Here is a 17,909-nt window from a genome sequence, read left to right as displayed (position 1 = left end):
GGACCACAATCGACCCACGATGGCAACCGACGACAGCATGCAGCCCCTGGGGCCGGGCGACCGTGGCCCCGCCGTGGCCGACGTGCACGCCGCGCTGCGCGCTCTTACCCTCCTGCCGGCGGCCGGCGCCGCAGAGGAGGCGTCGCTGGACCAGGCGGTCTACGACCCGGCCACCGAGCTCGCCGTCCGCCACTTCCAGCAGGTGCGCGGGCTGACCGTCGACGGCCGCGTCGGCGAGGAGACGTACCGCGCCCTGTCCGAGGCGCGCTGGTCGCTCGGTGACCGGCTGCTGCACCACGACCCGGTCCGCGCCATGCGCGGGGACGACGTCACCAACCTGCAGGACCGGCTGCACGAGCTCGGCTACGACGCCGGCCCGGTCGACGGCGTCTTCGGCCCCGAGACCGAGGTCGGGCTGCGGGCCTTCCAGCGTGACTACGGGCTGACCTCGGACGGCACCTGCGGGCCGGCCACCCTCCGGGCGCTGCGCCAGCTCGGCCGCAAGGTCACCGGCGGGCGGCCGCAGCTGCTGCGGCAGAGCGCCAGCTTCGTGGAGAGCGGCCCGCACCTCATCCGACGGCGGATCGTCGTCGACCCCGGCCACGGCGGCACCGACACCGGCAACACCGTCGGGGAGACCACCGAGGCCGACCTGGTGCTCGACCTCGCCTCGCGCATCGAGGGCCGGCTCGCCGCGGCCGGCGCCACCGTCTACCTGACCCGCGGCCGCGACCAGGACCCCTCGCCGGCGGAGCGGACGGCGTTCGCCAACGACGCCCGCGCCGACCTGTTCCTCTCGCTGCACACCGACGCCCACAGCTCCGAGCACGCCCGCGGGGTGGCCAGCTACTACTACGGCACCGGCTCGGGCGCCTCGTCCACCGTGGGCGAGCAGTTCGCCAACCTGGTGCGCCGGGAGGTCGTCGCGCGCACCGGCATGCTGGACCTCGGCTCGCACCCGAAGACCTGGGACCTGCTGCGGATGAGCCGGATGCCCGCCGTCCGGCTCGACGTCGGCTACCTGTCCCACCCGGTCGACCGGCTGCTGCTGCTCGACGCGCGGCTGCGCAGCACGGTCGCCAGCGCCGTCCTGGCCGCCGTCCAGCGGCTGTTCCTGCCCGCCGAGGCCGACCCGCCGACCGGCACCTTCATCCTGCCTGCGAAGCGCTGAGGGGTTCGTGGCCGGCGAGATCGGCGATCTCGCACGGTCCAGGCCCTCCAGACGTGTGGGATCGGCGATCTCGCCGGGGTGGCGCGCCGGGTGGAACGGGCGGGAGGGGACCAGTCCGTCCCCTCGCCGTGTCCCCGGCGGGCCGCCCGGTGTGGCTCCCTACACTCGGAGCGTGGCCGATCTCCAGCCCGGAACACCCCCGGGCCCCGGTGTGCACCACCCTGCTCCGCGACACCCGCGGCTGGACCCGTTGGCGGACCGGTACGCAGCACGCACCCACGGCATGAAGACCTCGGAGATCCGTGCGCTGTTCTCCGTCGTCAGCCGCCCCGAGGTCGTCTCGCTGGCCGGCGGCATGCCCGCGGTGACCGCCCTGCCGTTGGACGCGGTCGGCTCGATGATCGGCGAGCTGGTGTCCGGGATGGGCGCCCAGACGCTGCAGTACGGCTCCGGCCAGGGCGACCCGCGGCTGCGCGAGCGGATCTGCGACGTCATGGCCCTCGAGGGCATCACCGACGCCTCGCCCAGCGAGGTCGTCGTCACCGTCGGCTCCCAGCAGGGGCTGGACCTGGTGACCCGCGTCTTCTGCGACCCCGGCGACGTCGTCCTCGCCGAGGGCCCGTCCTACGTCGGCGCGCTCGGGGTCTTCCAGGCCGCCGAGGCGCGCGTCCGGCACGTGCCCATGGACGACGACGGGCTGATCCCCGAGGCCCTGGAGCAGACGCTGCTCGAGTGCCGGGCCGACGGCGACCGGGTGAAGTTCCTCTACACCGTGCCGAACTACCACAACCCGGCCGGCGTCACCCTGTCCGAGCCGCGGCGGCAGGCGGTCATGGAGATCGCCGAGCGCTACGACCTGCTGGTCATCGAGGACAACCCCTACGGCCTGCTCGGCTTCGACCGGGAGCCGATGCGCGCGCTGCGGGCCCGCGACGACCGGCGGGTCATCTACCTCGGCTCGTTCTCCAAGACGTTCTCGCCGGGCCTGCGGGTGGGCTGGGTGCTCGCGCCGCTCGCCGTCCGCGAGAAGCTGGTGCTGGCCACCGAGGCGCAGGTGCTCTGCCCGCCCTCGCTGACCCAGTACGCCGTCGCCCGCTACCTCGACACCCAGCCGTGGCGGGAGCAGGTCAAGCACTTCGTCGAGCTCTACCGGGAGCGGCGCGACGCCACCCTGGAGTCGCTCGAGGCGCTGATGCCGGCGGGCACCACGTGGACCCGGCCCGACGGCGGCTTCTACGTCTGGCTGAAGCTGCCGCACGGGCTCGACGCCAAGCAGATGCAGCCGCGCGCGGTGAACGCGCACGTGGCCTACGTCCCCGGCATCGGCTTCTACGCCGACGGGTCGGGCTCGGAGTTCATGCGGCTGTCCTACTGCTACCCCGAGCCGGACCAGATCCGCGAGGGGGTGCGCCGGCTGGCCCGGGTCATCGAGGCCGAGCTGGACCTGCACTCGACCTTCGACGCCGTGGACACCGGCACCTTCCGGGCCGTTCCCGGTCCGCACGGCGGAGCGGCGCCGGGTGCCGGCACCATCGTCGGCCCGGCCAACAGCGACCGATACGAGGACCGCGCATGAGCGAGCCGACCGCCGTCCCCGCTGCGGAGCCCGGGGCGGTCGCGCACCCGCTGCGCGCCGTCGTCCTCGCCGGCGGCCTGAACGTCGAGCGGGAGGTCAGCCTCTCCTCGGGCACCCAGGTGGCCGAGGAGCTCGCCCGCGCCGGCGTGGAGGCCGAGCTGCGCGACGCCGACGCCGAGCTGCTGCCCGGCCTCGCCGCCGCCCCGGCGGACGCCGTGTTCATCGCGTTGCACGGCGCCACGGGTGAGGACGGCGCGCTGCGGGCGGTGCTCGACCTGGCCGGCGTCCCCTACGTCGGGTCCCCGGCCGCGGCCTGCCGGCTGGCCTGGGACAAGCCGGCAGCGAAGTCCGTCGTGCGCTCCGCCGGGGTGGCCACGCCGGACTGGGTGGCCCTGCCGCACAGCACCTTCCGGGAGCTGGGCGCCGGTGCGGTGCTGGACCTCATCGTCGCCCGGCTGGACCTGCCGCTGATGGTCAAGCCGGCCTCGGGCGGGTCGGCCCTGGGCGTGCAGAAGGTCGGCCGGGTCGAGGACCTGCCCGCCGCCATGGTCAGCTGCTTTGCCTACGGCGACACCGTGATGGTGGAGCGCTACGTCGACGGGGTGGAGCTGGCGCTCGCGGTGGTCGACCTCGGCGACGGCCCGGAGGCGCTGCCGGCCGTCGAGATCGCCCCGGAATCCGGCGTCTTCGACTACACCGCGCGCTACACCCCCGGCCTGACCGAGTACCACGCGCCGGCCCGGGTGTCGACGGAGGTGGCCACCCGCGCCGCCGAGATGGCCGTCCGCGTGCACCAGGTGCTCGGCCTGGCCGATCTCTCCCGTACCGACGCGATCGTCACGCCGGACGGCGAGGTGCACTTCCTCGAGGTGAACGTCTCGCCCGGGCTGACCGAGACCTCGATGTTCCCGATGGCGGTCGAGGCGGCCGGGTCCTCGCTCGGCGACGTCCTCGCCCGGCTGCTGACCCGGCGGGCCACCGCCCGCTGAAGAAGGACCCCGTCCTCCTCACCGTGGAAGGACCTCGTCCTCCCCACCCTTCGCAGGCTCAGGGTGGGACCCGGGACGAGGCCTGCGGCGAGCCTCTGGACGGGGCCGCACCCGTCGCTCACCACAGCGGCCCGGTTCCGTCGGTGACGGAACCGGGCCGCTGTGTGTTGATCACTCCTCGGGACGGCGTCCGGTGATGTCCGGGGCCATCTGACCGATGATGCGCTGCAGGTCGTCGACCGAGCCGAACTCGACCACGATGCGACCCTTCGCGCGGCCGATCTGGATCCTCACCTTGGTCTCGAAGGCGTCGGAGAGCCGGCCGGCTAGGTCCTCCACGCCCGGCGCGCTGAACTTCCGCGGCCGGCGCTTGGCCGTCGGCTCCTCGGCGACGGCCAGCGCGACCGCCTCCTCGGTGGCCCGCACCGACATCCCCTCCGCGACGATCCGGGCGGCCAGCGCCTCCTGCTTCTCCGCGTCGGGCAGGCCGAGCAGCGCCCGGGCGTGGCCGGCCGAGATGACCCCGGCGGCGACGCGGGTCTGCACCTTCACCGGCAGCTTGAGCAGCCGGATCGTGTTGGTCACCTGCGAGCGGCTGCGGCCGATCCGGCTGGCCAGCTCCTCGTGCGTGGCGCCGAACTCCTCCAGCAGCTGCTGGTAGGCCGCGGCCTCCTCCAGCGGGTTGAGCTGGACCCGGTGGATGTTCTCCAGCAGCGCATCGCGCAGCAGGGCGTCGTCCGTGGTGTCCCGGATGATCGCCGGCACGAACTTCAGATCGGCGGCCCGGGCGGCGCGCAGCCGGCGCTCGCCCATGATGAGCTCGTAGCCGCCCTCGGCGCGCTCGCGGACCACGATCGGCTGCAGCAGGCCGAACTCGCGCACGGAGTACGTGAGCTCCTCCAGCGCCTCGTCGTCGAACACCTGGCGCGGCTGCTTGGGGTTCGGGACGACGTCGATCACCGCGACCTCGCGCAGCTGCGCGCCGGGGACGCCGACGGCCGCCTCCGCCTGCGCGGCCACCGTCGCTGCAGCCTGGGCCGCCGGCGGCAGCAGGTGCACCGGAGGAACGGGCGCCGCGGCCGGTGCGGCCTCCTGATCGGCCGGCTGACCTGCGCTCTCGTCTACCGCGGGCAGCGCCGGCTGCTCGTCGTCCGGCGCGCTGGTGGGGATCAGCGCCGCCAGCCCTCGGCCCAGACCGCCACGCTTGCTCATGCCTTGTTCTCCTCAGGAGACGGTAGGACGGGGACCGTTGCCGCGTCGGTGTCGGGGAACGCCGCCCCCAGAGGTGCGGCGACGGGGGTGCCGGGGGTCGGGCGCGAGGGCAGTGGGGGCAGGGAGACGCCGCGGCGGGCGAGCTCCCGCGCGGCCTCGACGTAGCTGGTGGAGCCGCGCGAGCCGGGGTCGTAGGTCACCACGGACTGCCCGTAGCCGGGGGCTTCCGAGACTCGGACGTTCCGTGGGATGACGGTGTCCAGGACGAGGCTGCCGAAGTGGTTGCGGACCTCCTCGGCGACCTGGTCGGCCAGCTTGGTCCGCCCGTCGTACATCGTGAGCAGGATGGTCCGGACGGCGATCCCCGGATTGAGGTGTCGGCGTACCAGGTCGATGTTGTTGAGCAGCTGCCCCAGGCCCTCGAGCGCGTAGTACTCGCACTGGATGGGGATGAGCACCTCGTCACCGGCCACGAGGGCGTTCAGCGTGAGCAGGCCGAGGGACGGCGGGCAGTCGATGAGGACGTAGTGCGGGCGCTGCTCCGGCGGGAGCTCCTGCAGGTAGGTCTCGATGGCCCGGCGCAGCCGGTACTCCCGGGCGACCACCGAGACGAGCTCGATCTCCGCGCCGGCCAGGTCGATCGTCGCCGGCACGCAGGACAGCAGCGGCGTGGCCGTCGTCGGGTGCACCACCTCGGTGAGCGAGCTGTCGCCGACCAGGGCGTCGTAGACCGACGGCGTCCCGACGCTGTGGTCGACGCCCAGGGCCGTGCTGGTGTTGCCCTGCGGGTCGAGGTCGACGACCAGCGTCCGCAGCCCGTACAGCGCGAGGGCGACCCCGAGGTTGACCGAGGACGTGGTCTTGCCGACGCCGCCCTTCTGGTTGGCGATGGTGATGACCCGGATGCGGCCCGGGGCGGGGAACGGCTCCTGGTCGGCCGCGTGCAGGACCTGGGTGGCCCGGAGCGCCTCCATCGCGATGGGGCTGTCGAACTCGACGGCGGAGGCCGACTGCTCGGCCGTGAGACTGCTCCGCAGCCGCTGGCCCGGGTCGGTCATCTGGAGTCCTTCCTGCCGGTCCGTTTCACGTGGAACGGACGCGGGAAGTCGTACGGGTTCCACGTGGAACGCGCGTCACCGCGTCCCTCGCGTCATCACCACCACGGTAGTGGCAGCCTCCCCCAGCCCCGCACCGACAGCCCGCGCGTGGACGTCGCGCATCCCCGCCGCCTCCAGTTCGGGCACCAGCGACGGGAGCTCCTCCAGCGCCCGGGAGCCGACGAGGGCGACCAGCTGGGAGCCGGGGCGCAGCAGCCCGCGGCACCACGCGACCAGCCGGGGGAGGGCGGCGACGGCGCGCGCCGTGACGACGTCCACCGGCCCGACCGCGGTCCGCACGGACCGCTCCTCCGCGCGGCCCCGCAGCACGCGCCACGGTGCCCCGAGCTCGGCGACGACCTCCTCGAGGAACTCCACCCGGCGCGCCATCGGCTCGAGCAGGGTGATCCGGAGGTCCGGCCGGGCCAGTGCCAGGGGGATGCCGGGCAGGCCGGCGCCGCTGCCGACGTCCACCACGCGGGCGTCCGGCGGGACGGCGTCGGCGACCGCGGCGCTGTTGAGGACGTGCCGCTCCCACAGCCGGGGCACCTCCCGCGGCCCGATCAGCCCGCGGGTGACCCCGTCGGTGGCCAGCCGGGCCACGTAGCGCTCGGCGTCGGCCAGCCCCGGCCCGAAAACCGAGCGAGCGACCTCCGGGGCCGGTGGGACGGCTGGGGCGTCCGCGTCGGGTGAGGCGGCGCCGCCGCCCGGCGGGCCGAACGGCGGCCCTGCTGGGTCCCCGGCCAGCTCGCTCCCGCCAGCCACCTCGCTGGCGCTCGGCGGCTGCGATCGCGACGCTGCTCTGTCTCCTGGTGAGCTCGCGAGCTCGCTCACCTGTCCGGCAGCACCACGACGCGGCGGTTGGGCTCCTCGCCCTCGGACTCGCTGTGCACGTCGGCGACCCCGGCGATGACGTCGTGGACGACCTTGCGCTCGAACGGGTTCATCGCCGACAGCCGCTCCGGCTGCCCGCTGCTCGCCACCCGGCGGGCGGTCTCGGCCGCCAGCGAGGTCAGGTCGGCCCGGCGCCGGGCGCGGAACCCGCTGATGTCGAGCATGAGCCGGCTGCGGACGCCGGTGGCCTGCGCGACGGCGAGCCGGGTGAGCTCCTGCAACGCCTCGAGCACGGCGCCGTCGGTGCCCACGAGGTCCGCCAGCTCGCCGCCGACGATGGCCACCGAGGCCCGGTCGCCCTCGACGTCGAGGTCGATGTCGCCGTCCACGTCGAGGATGTCGAGCAGCCGCTCCAGGTAGTCCCCGGCGACGTCCCCCTCGCGGACCAGCAGGTCGTCGGCGCCGTCGTCGTCCTCATCGCCGGCCACGTCGACGGGCTCCACGGTCGCGTCGGCGCCGTCGGCGTCCGGGTCGGGCAGGTCGGGCTGCGCCGGGACGCCGACGTCGGCGGGCACCGGGCTCAGGACCGCGCCGGAGGTGGCCTCGCTGACGGGGCCGGCCGGCTCGGTGGGGTGCTGCGGGGCGCTCATGGCGTGTCCTCCAGTCGGTGCGGGCGTCCGGGGTCGCCCCCGGTGGTCGGTCGCCGGCGCGGGCGCCCGCAGGGGCGCCGCGCGCGCCGGCTCAACGGCGCTTGCGCTTGCCGCGGTTGGCCGGCCCTTGACTGCCGCGACTGGTCCCGCTCCGCGGGCGACCGCTGGACGAGCGGGTGGCCGACGTGCCGTCGGAGCCCGCGGCCGTGGCGCCGGTCGGGGTGGGGGGGTCGTCGGCGGTGGTGTCGCCGGTCGGGTTGCCGCCGTCGACCGTCGATTCCGGGGCGGCGGTGCGGCCGCTCTTCGGGCGGACCGGCTTGGCACCGGGCCGGGGCGCGAGCGTCTTCGGGTCGACGGCCGGCTTGTCGGCGGCGGCCTTGGCCTTGGCGGCGTCCGAGCCGGGCGGCGGCATCTTGCGCAGGATGAAGAACTGCTGGCCCAGGGTCCACAGGTTGTTGGTGAACCAGTAGAGGAGGACGCCGATCGGGAAGAGGAAGCCGGAGACGAACAGGCCGATCGGCATCACGTAGAGCAGCATCTTCTGCACCATCGCGGCCTGGCCCTCGACCGGCCCGGAACGGCGCATGATCTGCTTCTGCGTGAAGAAGGTCGTGAAGCTCATGATCAGGATGAGCAGGAACGCGACGACCCGGATCTGGCCGTAGCCGCCGGTGATCCCGAGGATCGCCTCCTCCTTGGCCCCGCTCATGAAGAACGAGGAGGAGATCGGGGCCCCGAAGAACGGCGCTCGCGCGGCCTCGTCGGTGAGCTGGTCGTCCCAGCTGTAGAGGCCCTGCGCGTCGGGGGCGAGCCGCCGCAGCACGTGGAAGAGCGACAGGAAGATCGGGATCTGCGGCAGGATCGGCAGGCAGCCGGCGAGCGGGCTGACGTTCCGCTCCTTCTGCAGCTTCTGCATGGCCACGGCGAAGCCCTGCCGGTCGCTGCCGTACTGCTTGCGCAGCCGCTGGATCTCCGGCTGCAGCTCCTGCATCGCCCGCTGTGACTTGACCTGCTTGACGAACAGCGGGAAGAGGATCACCCGGACGGTGACCACGAGGAAGACGATCGACAGCGCCCAGGTCAACCCGGACAGGCCCGTCCCCGCCGCCGGGTCGTCGAAGACGAGGCTCCACAGCGAGTGCCACCGGGCCAGCACCCACGAGATGGCGGTGTACAGCCAGTCAAGCAACGGGGGACTCCTCCTGCGGGGCCCGGCGGGGTGCCGACGGGACGGGTCGAGCGGTTCCGGGCGAGGTCGTGCGGGCCGGCGGCACGAAGTCGAGGCCACCAGGGTGCCAGGGGGCGCACTTCAGCAACCGCCGCAGGGCCAGCCAGCTGCCGCGGCCGGCACCGTGGACGGCGATCGCCTCCGCGGCGTAGGCGCTGCAGGTGGGCTGGAAGCGGCAGCGTGGCGGGAAGACCGGGCTGATGGCCCGCTGGTAGAAGCCGACGGCCGCCAGCAGCGCCCGGGCAACCGGACGTCGTCCGGCGCGGGGGGCCGGCGGGTCGGCGGTCACGGGGTGCGGACCCGGAGCAGCCGGTCGAGCCCGGCGGTGAGGTCGCGACGCAGCTCCGCCGAGCTCGCGGCGGCCGCCTCCGGCCGGGCGCGGACCACCAGGTCCGCGGTGGGGGGCAGCCGGTCGAGCTGGTCGAGCACGACCGCACGCAGCCGCCGGGTCACGCGGTGACGGACGACCGAGTTCCCCACGGCGCGGCCCACCACGAGGCCGGCCCGTGGACCACCGACCGTCCCGGCGTCGTCGCGGGGGGTCGGGGTCACGGGCCGTTCGGGGAGGTAGTGGAGCACCATGGTCGGCCGTCCGGCACGCCTGCCGGACCGGACGACCGCGGTGAACTCCGGACGCCGGCGCAGGCGTGCCTGCGCGGGCAGCACCTCAGGCGGAGAGCTTCTCGCGGCCCTTGCGCCGACGGCCGGCGATGATCGCCCGACCCGCGCGGGTGCGCATCCGCAGCCGGAAGCCGTGGGTCTTGGACCGGCGGCGGTTGTTCGGCTGGAACGTGCGCTTGCTCACGAGGTACTCCCACTACACGACATCGACGGGGCGCGCCCACCGGCAGGCGGGCGCACGCGACAGGGACGGGCACACGGCGGGAGCCGGCTCCCCGTCCACGGATCTCCCGCCAGCATAGCCGAGGACACGCGGGGACCGGCGGCCCGGACGCCGACTCCTCAGGTTCCCCCTGCGGCGGACCGGACGGGCGCTGCCGCGCCGCGGACGGTCGCGACACGCCACGCGGCGCGCCGTCGGGCGCCGCCGGGCTCGTTGCCGGGCTGTGGACGGGGCTGTTAGCGTCGCCGTCGCTCCACACCGGACAACGACGTCCGGCGCAGGGGCCGCCCCGCTGGTGTCGACCGACCACCACGCACTCCGGAGATCAACGACGACTCTCTTCTGACCAGCGGCGATGCCCCAGTCCGGCGGACACGTTCGGCAGCCGGTGCGCATCCGTCGCCGATCGTGCACAGCCTGTGGACACCGGTGTGGACTCCGTGTGTCCGGATGTCCACAGTGGGGCACCGACCGGGGACGACGGACCCGACGGCGGGCGGCCGCGGCGGGGGCCGACGACACACGGGAACCTGGGAGGACGAGGGCCATGGCCGATGCCACGGTGGACCTGGCGACGGTCTGGGACCAGATCCGCGAGCGGCTGGCGACGAGCCTGTCCCCGCAGCAGAACGCGATGCTCAACCTCACCCGCCCGGTCGGGGTCTTCGAGGACACCGCGGTGCTGTCGGCGCCCAACGAGTTCACCCAGACCGTGCTCGAGTCGCGGATGCGCCGGGTGCTGGCCGAGGCGCTGTCGGAGCACCTCGGGCGGGACATCCGCGTCGCCGTCCAGGTGGAGGACAGCCCGGCCCCGCCGCCACCCGCGCCCGCGCCCGAGGTGCCGACCCGCCGTCCCTGGTCGGTGGTCGAGGCGCAGCGCGCCGAGGAGGACCGGGAGACCCGCGACCGCGCCGACGACGGGCGCAGCGCGTTCGGGGTGCGCGCCGACGTCAGGCCCGCCTGGGAGGACCCGGGTGCCGGTGCCCCCGACGCCCGGCCCGCCGAGCGCGACGCGGAGGAGTGGTCCCCCACCGACTGGAGCCCGCCGGCGCGTCGCCCCGCCCCCCGCGGCACCCGTGCGGCCGACCGCGACTGGGGCGGCACCGACCTCGACGAGGACGGCGTGGCCGTGCTGCCCTTCGACCTGGACACCGGCGACACCGCCGGGGACGCAGGGCAGCCGGCCGCACCGCCGTCCCGCGGCCGGCGCGGCGGGGTCCGCGGCGCCGGGGACGCCGTCCCGCTGTTCGGCGAACGCCGCGCTCCGGCCGGCGCCCAGGACCCGGGCCTGAACCCCAAGTACGTCTTCGACTCCTTCGTCATCGGCAACAGCAACCGGTTCGCCCACGCCGCGGCCGTCGCCGTCGCCGAGGCGCCGGCGCGCGCCTACAACCCGCTGTTCGTCTACGGCGATTCGGGGCTGGGCAAGACGCACCTGCTGCACGCCATCGGCCACTACGCGGCGCGGATGTTCCCCAACGTGCGGGTGCGCTACGTGAGCACCGAGGAGTTCACCAACGAGTTCATCAACCTGGTGCACTCCGGGCGGGCCGAGGACTTCCGCCGCCGCTACCGGGACATCGACTTCCTGCTGATCGACGACATCCAGTTCCTGGAGCGCGCCGAGCGGACGCAGGAGGAGTTCTTCCACACGTTCAACACGCTGCACAACGCCAGCAAGCAGATCGTCATCACGTCCGACCGCGCCCCGAAGAAGCTGACGACGCTCGAGGACCGGCTGCGCACGCGGTTCGAGTGGGGGCTGATCACCGACGTCCAGGCGCCGGACCTCGAGACCCGCATCGCGATCCTGCGCAAGAAGGCCTACGGCGAGCGGCTGCAGGTGCCCGACCCGGTGCTGGAGTTCATCGCCAGCAAGGTGCAGACCAACATCCGCGAGCTCGAGGGCGCGCTGATCCGGGTGACGGCGTTCGCCTCGCTGAACAAGCAGCAGGTCGACCTGCCGCTGGCCGAGCTGGTGCTCAAGGACCTGATCAGCGACGAGCAGGGCCCGCAGATCACCGCGGCGATCATCATGGCCGCCACCGCGGAGTACTTCTCCGTGACGATGGAGGAGCTGCAGGGCGCCAACCGCAGCCGCACGCTGGTCAACGCCCGCCAGATCGCCATGTACCTGTGCCGGGAGCTCACCGAGCTGTCCCTGCCGCGGATCGGGGCCTCCTTCGGCGGCAAGGACCACACCACGGTCATGCACGCCGTCAAGAAGATCACCAACCTGATGAGCGAGCGGCGGGCGACGTACACGCAGGTCACCGAGCTGACGGCCCGGATCAAGAGCCGCGCGCGCTCCTGACCCCTGTCGGCACCTCCGTCGGCCCGGCACCTCGGTACGAGCGTCAGCGCCGCGTCGAGAGCCGTCAGGTCGCTCGGGACGGCGTCCGGCTCCGGCGGCTCGTCGCCGCCGGCTGGACGGTGATCCGGCCCTCCGCCGCAGACCTGCGGTCGACGGCCGACGTCGTCAGGCGGATCGGGGGGCGCTGGGCGTCGTCCCCCGTCCGCCTGACCGAGGTCTCCCGGCGGTCCCCGCGGGAACCGCCGTCAGCGGCAGCGGCGACTCCCGGTCGTCCACCTCTGCGTCCCCACCGGGCCGCGGTGTGTCCACAAGTCTGTGGGTGGACGCGCGGTCGCCGTCCCCGCCCGGCGCGGTGAGCAGGTCACCCGTACCGGTGACCGGTATCGACTCGGAGAGGAGTTGTCCCCAGCGATGTGCACAGGTTGGGGAGATCTCTCCTCGTTCGGTCACGAGCCGTCACGACGTGCCCGGGACACCCGCGGCGCCGTCCACGCCTGGGGATCCACCTGGGGAACGCGTTGACCTGCGGCTTTCCTCGCTCTGGCGCCGTCGGGGCCGGCCGTCGCGACGCCGGGCGCCCGCGCCTGGGTACCGACTGGGGACGGAGCTGGGGCAAGCAGGGGACAGGGCGTGGAGAGACGGCGGCCGGTGTGGGCAACCGTCGAGATGTCCACGTGTCGACACGGGAGTCCGCCGATCCCCCCACAGCCGGTCAACACGTCGACTTGTGGGCTGACCTGCGCGGACGGCCTCGATCCCCAGGATCCACACCGGTGATGACGAGGATGAGGGAGATAGATCGGGGCTTCTCGAACCACACTCTGGGTGGGGACGCTGCGCTGGGAGTGACCTGATCGAGGACAGCGGTTACCTCGATGTCCCCCCTAGAGGGCACGATGAGCAGCGCACCACGAGGGACGTCGACGACAGCTGGGGTGGATCGGGTCATGAAGTTCCGGGTGGCACGTGAGGTGCTCGCCGATGCCGTCGCGTGGACGGCGCGCAGCCTGCCGCCTCGGCCGTCGGTGCCGGTGCTGGCCGGGATCCTGCTCGAGGTCGACGGCAGTCAGCTGTCGGTGTCCGGCTTCGACTACGAGGTCTCCGCGCGCGCGGAGGTCGACGTGCAGGCCTCCGAGAGCGGCCGGGTGCTGGTGCCGGGCCGGCTGCTCGCCGAGATCACCCGGGCGCTGCCGCCGCACCCGGTCGACCTCACCGCCGAGGGCCCGCGGCTGTCGATCTCCTGTGGCAACGCGCGGTTCAGCCTGCCGACGCTGCCGGTCGAGGACTACCCGTCCCTGCCGGCCATGCCGTCGTCGGCCGGCGTCGTCGACAGCGACGTCTTCGCCGAGGCCGTCGGTCAGGTGGCCGTCGCCGCCGGGCGTGACGACACCCTGCCGATGCTCACCGGCGTCCGGCTGGAGATCGAGGACGACCTGGTGACGCTGGCGGCCACCGACCGCTACCGCCTCGCCGTCCGCGAGTTCGCCTGGCGGCCGGAGACCCCGGGCCTGACCGCGGCCGTGCTGGTGCCCGCCCGCACGCTGGCGGACGCGGCGAAGACGCTGACCAGTGGGCCCGAGATCACCCTGTCGCTGTCCTCGGGCGGCTCCGGGGAGGGCATCCTGGGGCTCTCCGGCAAGGACCGGCAGACCACGACCCGGCTGCTGGACGCCGAGTTCGTCAAGTACCGGGCGATCATGCCCACCGAGTCGGCCAGCAACGCCACGCTGCCGGTCGGGCCGTTCACCGACGCCGCCAAGCGGGTCGCGCTGGTCGCCGAGCGGGGCACGCCGCTGCGCTGCGAGTTCACGCCGGGCCAGGTCACCCTGCGCGCCGGTGGCACCGACGACGAGGGTCAGGCCGAGGAGCGCTGCGACGTCGAGTTCGAGGGCGATCCGCTGACCATCGGTTTCAACCCGACGTTCCTGCTCGACGGGCTGGCCGCGGTGCACACGCCGCGGGCGCGCATGGACTTCACCAGCCCGCTGAAGCCCGCCGTCCTCTCCGGCGTGCTGGAGCCGGCGGCCGACGGCGACGAGGCGGCGTCCCGCCCGGCGGAGCGGCCGGGGAGCTACCGGTACCTGATCATGCCGGTGCGCCTGCCAGGCTGAAAGATGGACCCAGGCCCCCTCGAGCGCGGGCGCGTGCACGTCCCTCCCGAGGGGTCCCGCCGCGAGCACGCGAGCCGTGGGGCAGGGGGTCCGTCAACTGCTGAGGAGAGGACTGCGTCGTGCAGCTGGGGCTGATCGGGCTGGGCAAGATGGGTGGCAACATGGCCGAGCGGGTGCGCCGCGCCGGTCACGAGGTCGTCGGCTTCGACCACCACCCGGAGAGGCGGGACGTCGACAGCCTGCCCGCGCTGGTGGAGGCGCTGTCCGCGCCGCGGGTGGTGTGGGTGATGGTCCCGGCAGGTGAGCCCACCCGGGCCACCGTCAAGGAGCTGGCGGGGCTGCTCGAGCCGGGCGACGTGATCGTCGACGGCGGCAACTCCAAGTACACCGACGACCAGGTCCACGACGTGCTGTGCCGCGAGAAGGGCATCGGTTACCTGGACGCCGGCGTCTCCGGCGGGGTCTGGGGCCTGGAGAACGGCTACGCGCTGATGGTGGGCGGCACCCGGGAGGACGTCGCCAAGGTGCAGCCGGTCTTCGACGCGCTCAAGCCGCCGTCGCCCAAGGACGAGTCCGGGCAGGAGATGCCGGGCGCGGGCTTCGTGCACGCCGGGCCGGTCGGCGCCGGGCACTTCTCCAAGATGGTCCACAACGGCATCGAGTACGCGATGATGCAGGCCTACGGCGAGGGCTACGAGCTGCTGGCCGCCGTCGACCTCATCGAGGACGTCCCCGGCGTCGTCAAGTCCTGGACCCAGGGCACCGTCATCCGCTCCTGGCTGCTCGACCTGCTGGTGCGCGCGCTGGAGGAGGACCCGGCCCTCGAGAAGATCACCGGCTACGCGGAGGACTCCGGCGAGGGCCGGTGGACCGTCGAGCAGGCCATCGAGAACGCCGTCCCCATGCCGGCGATCGCCGCCTCGCTGTTCGCCCGGTTCTCCTCCCGGCAGGAGGACTCGCCGACGATGAAGGCCGTCGCCGCGCTGCGCCAGCAGTTCGGCGGCCACGCGGTGCACGCCGTCCGCGAGCAGGAGGCCGAGCGCCCCGCATGAACAAGGACCCCCTTGCCCCCCACCACTCGCAGGCTCGTGGCGGGGCCCTGCAAGGGGGCCGTTCCATCCGGTCACCGGGGGGCCGTTCCAGCACCTCACCGCGGGGATGCTGAGGTGTACCTGCGACACCTGCAGCTGGGCTCGTTCCGCAACTGGGACCGGGTGGACCTCGCGCTGCAGCCGGGGCCGACGGTGTTCGTCGGCCGCAACGGCGAGGGCAAGACCAACCTCGTCGAGGCGGTCGGCTACCTGGCCACGATGGGCAGCCACCGGGTCGCCGGCGACGGCCCACTGGTCCGGCAGGGCGCGTCCCAGGCGGTGGTCCGGGCGGCGCTGCGCCGCGAGGACCGCGAGCTGCTGGTCGAGATCGAGATCAACCCGGGGAAGGCCAACCGGGTGCGGGTCAACCGGGCGCCGCTGCCGCGGCCCCGCGAGCTGCTCGGGCTGGTGAAGTCCGTGCTGTTCGCACCGGAGGACCTGGTGCTCATCCGCGGCGACCCGGCCGAACGGCGGCGTTTCCTCGACGACCTGCTGGTCAGCCGCACCCCGCGGCTGGCCGGCGTGCGCAACGACTACGACCGGGTGCTCAAGCAGCGCAACGCCCTGCTCAAGACCGCCCGGATGGCCCGCGGCGACGCGCTGGCCACGCTCGACGTCTGGGACGGGCACCTCGTCGACCTCGGGGGGCAGCTGCTCGCCGCGCGGCTGCGGCTGGTCGCTGACCTGGCCCCGCACATGGCCCGCGCCTACGCGGAGGTCGCCGGCGCCGATGCCGCCGTCGCCGCGCTCGGCTACGCCAGCACGGTGCCGCTGGCCGGGGACGGGACGCCGGTCGGCGAGGGGACGGGGCTGCCGACGGCCGGGGAGCTCTCCGTCGCGCTGCGGGAACGGGTGGCGGAGCGCAGGAGCGACGAGGTCGACCGCGGCATGACGCTGGTCGGCCCGCACCGCGACGACCTGGTCATCTCGCTGGGGTCGCTGCCGGCGAAGGGGTTCGCCAGCCACGGGGAGTCCTGGTCGCTGGCCCTGGCGCTCAAGCTCGGCTGCTTCGCGCTGCTGCGGGCCGACGGCGACGAGCCGATCCTCGTGCTCGACGACGTCTTCGCCACGCTGGACGCCGACCGCCGGGCGGCCCTGGCCGCGGTGGCGCGCGGCGCGGAGCAGTCCCTGGTCACCGCGGCGGTGCTCGACGACGTCCCGGCGGAGCTGCGCGGCACGGTGGTGCAGGTCGCCGGCGGGCAGGCGGTACCGCTCGACCCGCAGGCCGCCGAGGATGGGGCCGTGCGGGAGGAGGTCCCATGAGCGAGGAGCGGCCGGCGCGGCCCAGCGACATCGCCCGCGCGGCGCTGGAGGCGGCGCGCGCGGCGTCGGCGTCCCGGCCCCGCCCCACCCGGCGGCGGATCGCCGGCCCGAAGCGCACCTGGAGCGGGCCCCGGCCGGGGGACGACGACCCGCAGCCACTGGCCCGGTTGGTGGACAACCTCGTCAGGACCCAGGACTGGACCGAGCACACGAAGGTCGGCACCGTCTTCGGCCGGTGGTCGGCACTGGTCGGTCCCGACATCGCCGCCCACTGCGCGCCGCAGACCCTCACCGAGGGCGAGCTGCTGGTGGTCGCGGAGTCCACCGCGTGGGCCACTCAGCTGCGGCTGCTGGCCCCGACGATCCTCGCCAAGCTGCACGCGTCGGTCGGCGGGGACGTCGTGACCCGGCTGCGCGTTGTCGGTCCGACGGCCCCGAGCTGGAAGAAGGGCCCCCGCTCGGTCCGCGGCCGCGGACCGCGGGACACGTACGGGTAGGAGCCGCCCGGCGCGGGGGCTCCGGGAGGACGACCCACATGGAGACGAGGCAGCGATGAGCAGCCCGCGCGACCGCGACGGCTTCGAGCAGCGCCCCGACGACGGCAGCGGCTGGCGCGAGCCCGGCCACCTCGGCGGGGCCGGCGGCTCCGGCGGGCAGCCGCCGGCCGAGCAGATCCCGGGACAGCAGCCGCCCGCCGACGGGCCGGCCGCCGACCGCCCGGCCGAGAGCGGCGGCAGTGAGAGCGGCGGCAGCACCGCCTGGCAGCCGCCGGGCTGGGACCTGCCGCCCGCCGCCCCGGAACGCCCGGCGCAGCCCCCGGCCGCCGGCCCGCAGACCGCCGGCGAGCAGCCGGTCCCCGGCGGCCTCTTCGGCAGCCGGCGGCCACGCCGGCCCAGCGAGCTCGAGCAGGTCTTCGCCTACCAGGGCGACGCCGTCGGGGCGCAGGGCTGGGCCGTCCAGCAGGGCTGGGCCATCTCCGACGGCACCGCGCCGGAGGACGCCGTCCTCGCCGAGCTGGTGCGCACGGCCCCGGTCCGCGCCACGAGGGACCACCGCCCCGCCGGCGTGATGCGCGGCCGCCACGGCACGCTCGACCTGGTCGCCTTCGACGTCCTGTACGCCTCCGGGCGGTACGCGGTGCCGGAGTATGCGGTCACCGCCGCTCCGGTGCTCGGCATCCTCCCGCCGCTGCGGCTGTCGCCGGCCCGCTTCTGGAAGCACCGCACCGGCGGGCTCGTGCAGGTCCCCAGCGGCGACCCTGCCTTCGACACCCGCTGGGTGCTGCTGGCCGCCGACGACGGCCCGGCCGCCCGCGCGCTGGTCGGCGACGCCACGGTGCGCGGCCTCCTGCTGGGGACCGACGACGGCGACGAGTTCTGGACGGCGGCGGGGGCTGATGGGGGTGGATTGGCGGGTGGCTACATCGCGGCGATCCGTCCCGACGGGCACCGTCCGCAGCTGATCGAGCACCACGCCCGCCTGCTGACCGCGATCGTCAGCGCCCTGGCCCCCGCCCTCTGAGCCGGCGT

17 protein-coding genes are annotated in these 17,909 nt (G+C 74.3%); 9 read left to right on the top strand and 8 right to left on the bottom strand.

What is annotated here, in order from left to right; genetic code table 11:
- Positions 1–19: 19 nt before the first annotated feature.
- From BLW63_RS20980 to BLW63_RS20970, 3 genes are all read left to right on the top strand, one after another.
- Positions 20–1,171: an N-acetylmuramoyl-L-alanine amidase gene (locus BLW63_RS20980; RefSeq protein WP_244522618.1), complete on the top strand. Its 1,152-nt coding sequence runs from the start codon at positions 20–22 to the stop codon at positions 1,169–1,171.
- A gap of 283 nt (positions 1,172–1,454) precedes the next feature.
- Positions 1,455–2,747 (top strand): aminotransferase-like domain-containing protein, encoded by a 1,293-nt coding sequence (locus BLW63_RS20975; protein ID WP_244522617.1) that lies wholly within the window; start codon positions 1,455–1,457, stop codon positions 2,745–2,747.
- A complete protein-coding gene (locus BLW63_RS20970; RefSeq protein WP_091158341.1) occupies positions 2,744–3,736 on the top strand; it encodes a D-alanine--D-alanine ligase family protein in 993 nt (330 codons plus the stop codon). The genes BLW63_RS20975 and BLW63_RS20970 overlap by 4 nt, the downstream gene beginning before the upstream one ends.
- Positions 3,737–3,907: 171 nt before the next feature.
- Here the strand turns inward: BLW63_RS20970 and BLW63_RS20965 are convergent, their stop codons facing one another.
- The 8 genes from BLW63_RS20965 to rpmH form a co-directional block, all read right to left on the bottom strand.
- Complete coding sequence (locus tag BLW63_RS20965; protein WP_091158340.1) at positions 3,908–4,948, bottom strand: ParB/RepB/Spo0J family partition protein; 1,041 nt, start codon at positions 4,946–4,948, stop codon at positions 3,908–3,910.
- Complete coding sequence (locus BLW63_RS20960) at positions 4,945–6,006, bottom strand: ParA family protein (protein ID WP_091158339.1); 1,062 nt, start codon at positions 6,004–6,006, stop codon at positions 4,945–4,947. Before BLW63_RS20960 ends, BLW63_RS20965 begins: the two co-directional genes overlap by 4 nt.
- A 75-nt stretch (positions 6,007–6,081) precedes the next feature.
- Positions 6,082–6,810, bottom strand: a complete 729-nt coding sequence (gene rsmG, locus BLW63_RS20955) for a 16S rRNA (guanine(527)-N(7))-methyltransferase RsmG (protein ID WP_244522616.1) — start codon at positions 6,808–6,810, stop codon at positions 6,082–6,084.
- A gap of 65 nt (positions 6,811–6,875) precedes the next feature.
- Complete coding sequence (locus tag BLW63_RS20950) at positions 6,876–7,529, bottom strand: Jag family protein (protein ID WP_170856806.1); 654 nt, start codon at positions 7,527–7,529, stop codon at positions 6,876–6,878.
- A gap of 91 nt (positions 7,530–7,620) precedes the next feature.
- Positions 7,621–8,718 carry a membrane protein insertase YidC gene (gene yidC / locus BLW63_RS20945; protein ID WP_091158338.1) on the bottom strand — a complete coding sequence of 366 codons (1,098 nt, stop codon included), beginning with the start codon at positions 8,716–8,718 and terminating at the stop codon, positions 7,621–7,623.
- The gene (gene yidD / locus BLW63_RS20940; RefSeq protein WP_091158337.1) at positions 8,711–9,046 is read right to left on the bottom strand and encodes a membrane protein insertion efficiency factor YidD; all 336 of its coding nucleotides are present in this window, start codon (positions 9,044–9,046) and stop codon (positions 8,711–8,713) included. Before yidD ends, yidC begins: the two co-directional genes overlap by 8 nt.
- Complete coding sequence (rnpA, locus tag BLW63_RS20935) at positions 9,043–9,423, bottom strand: ribonuclease P protein component (RefSeq protein WP_091158336.1); 381 nt, start codon at positions 9,421–9,423, stop codon at positions 9,043–9,045. The genes yidD and rnpA overlap by 4 nt, the downstream gene beginning before the upstream one ends.
- Before the next feature lies 1 nt (position 9,424).
- Positions 9,425–9,562, bottom strand: a complete 138-nt coding sequence (gene rpmH, locus BLW63_RS20930; RefSeq protein ID WP_089305879.1) for a 50S ribosomal protein L34 — start codon at positions 9,560–9,562, stop codon at positions 9,425–9,427.
- A gap of 586 nt (positions 9,563–10,148) precedes the next feature.
- On the opposite strand from rpmH, the gene dnaA reads away from it, so the two are divergent.
- From dnaA to BLW63_RS20900, 6 genes are all read left to right on the top strand, one after another.
- Positions 10,149–11,915, top strand: coding sequence for a chromosomal replication initiator protein DnaA (gene dnaA / locus BLW63_RS20925; RefSeq protein WP_091158335.1), 1,767 nt, complete (start codon positions 10,149–10,151; stop codon positions 11,913–11,915).
- A gap of 947 nt (positions 11,916–12,862) precedes the next feature.
- On the top strand, positions 12,863–14,026 hold the full coding sequence (gene dnaN / locus BLW63_RS20920) for a DNA polymerase III subunit beta (RefSeq protein ID WP_091158427.1): 1,164 nt from the start codon (positions 12,863–12,865) through the stop codon (positions 14,024–14,026).
- A 119-nt stretch (positions 14,027–14,145) separates the two neighbouring features.
- Positions 14,146–15,078, top strand: a complete 933-nt coding sequence (gene gnd / locus BLW63_RS20915) for a phosphogluconate dehydrogenase (NAD(+)-dependent, decarboxylating) (RefSeq protein ID WP_091158334.1) — start codon at positions 14,146–14,148, stop codon at positions 15,076–15,078.
- A 114-nt stretch (positions 15,079–15,192) separates the two neighbouring features.
- The gene (recF, locus tag BLW63_RS20910; RefSeq protein ID WP_091158333.1) at positions 15,193–16,380 is read left to right on the top strand and encodes a DNA replication/repair protein RecF; all 1,188 of its coding nucleotides are present in this window, start codon (positions 15,193–15,195) and stop codon (positions 16,378–16,380) included.
- The gene (locus BLW63_RS20905; RefSeq protein WP_091158332.1) at positions 16,377–16,877 is read left to right on the top strand and encodes a DciA family protein; all 501 of its coding nucleotides are present in this window, start codon (positions 16,377–16,379) and stop codon (positions 16,875–16,877) included. The genes recF and BLW63_RS20905 overlap by 4 nt, the downstream gene beginning before the upstream one ends.
- 55 nt (positions 16,878–16,932) lie before the next feature.
- A complete protein-coding gene (locus tag BLW63_RS20900; protein WP_091158331.1) occupies positions 16,933–17,901 on the top strand; it encodes a hypothetical protein in 969 nt (322 codons plus the stop codon).
- The last annotated feature ends 8 nt before the right edge of the window (positions 17,902–17,909 follow it).

Source organism: Geodermatophilus africanus, from assembly GCF_900107105.1.
Taxonomy (GTDB): domain Bacteria; phylum Actinomycetota; class Actinomycetes; order Mycobacteriales; family Geodermatophilaceae; genus Geodermatophilus; species Geodermatophilus africanus.
This window is presented reverse-complemented; position numbering and strand designations above follow the sequence as displayed.

What these genes read in the sequence shown, in the direction of transcription:
- dnaN (WP_091158427.1), top strand. Translation starts at nt 12,863, where the DNA reads ATGAAGTTCCGGGTGGCACGTGAGGTGCTCGCCGATGCCGTCGCGTGG.
- BLW63_RS20900 (WP_091158331.1), top strand. Translation starts at nt 16,933, where the DNA reads ATGAGCAGCCCGCGCGACCGCGACGGCTTCGAGCAGCGCCCCGACGAC.
- BLW63_RS20960 (WP_091158339.1), bottom strand. Translation starts at nt 6,006, where the DNA reads ATGACCGACCCGGGCCAGCGGCTGCGGAGCAGTCTCACGGCCGAGCAG.
- BLW63_RS20950 (WP_170856806.1), bottom strand. Translation starts at nt 7,529, where the DNA reads ATGAGCGCCCCGCAGCACCCCACCGAGCCGGCCGGCCCCGTCAGCGAG.
- BLW63_RS20970 (WP_091158341.1), top strand. Translation starts at nt 2,744, where the DNA reads ATGAGCGAGCCGACCGCCGTCCCCGCTGCGGAGCCCGGGGCGGTCGCG.
- BLW63_RS20905 (WP_091158332.1), top strand. Translation starts at nt 16,377, where the DNA reads ATGAGCGAGGAGCGGCCGGCGCGGCCCAGCGACATCGCCCGCGCGGCG.
- BLW63_RS20980 (WP_244522618.1), top strand. Translation starts at nt 20, where the DNA reads ATGGCAACCGACGACAGCATGCAGCCCCTGGGGCCGGGCGACCGTGGC.
- dnaA (WP_091158335.1), top strand. Translation starts at nt 10,149, where the DNA reads ATGGCCGATGCCACGGTGGACCTGGCGACGGTCTGGGACCAGATCCGC.
- BLW63_RS20965 (WP_091158340.1), bottom strand. Translation starts at nt 4,948, where the DNA reads ATGAGCAAGCGTGGCGGTCTGGGCCGAGGGCTGGCGGCGCTGATCCCC.
- BLW63_RS20975 (WP_244522617.1), top strand. Translation starts at nt 1,455, where the DNA reads ATGAAGACCTCGGAGATCCGTGCGCTGTTCTCCGTCGTCAGCCGCCCC.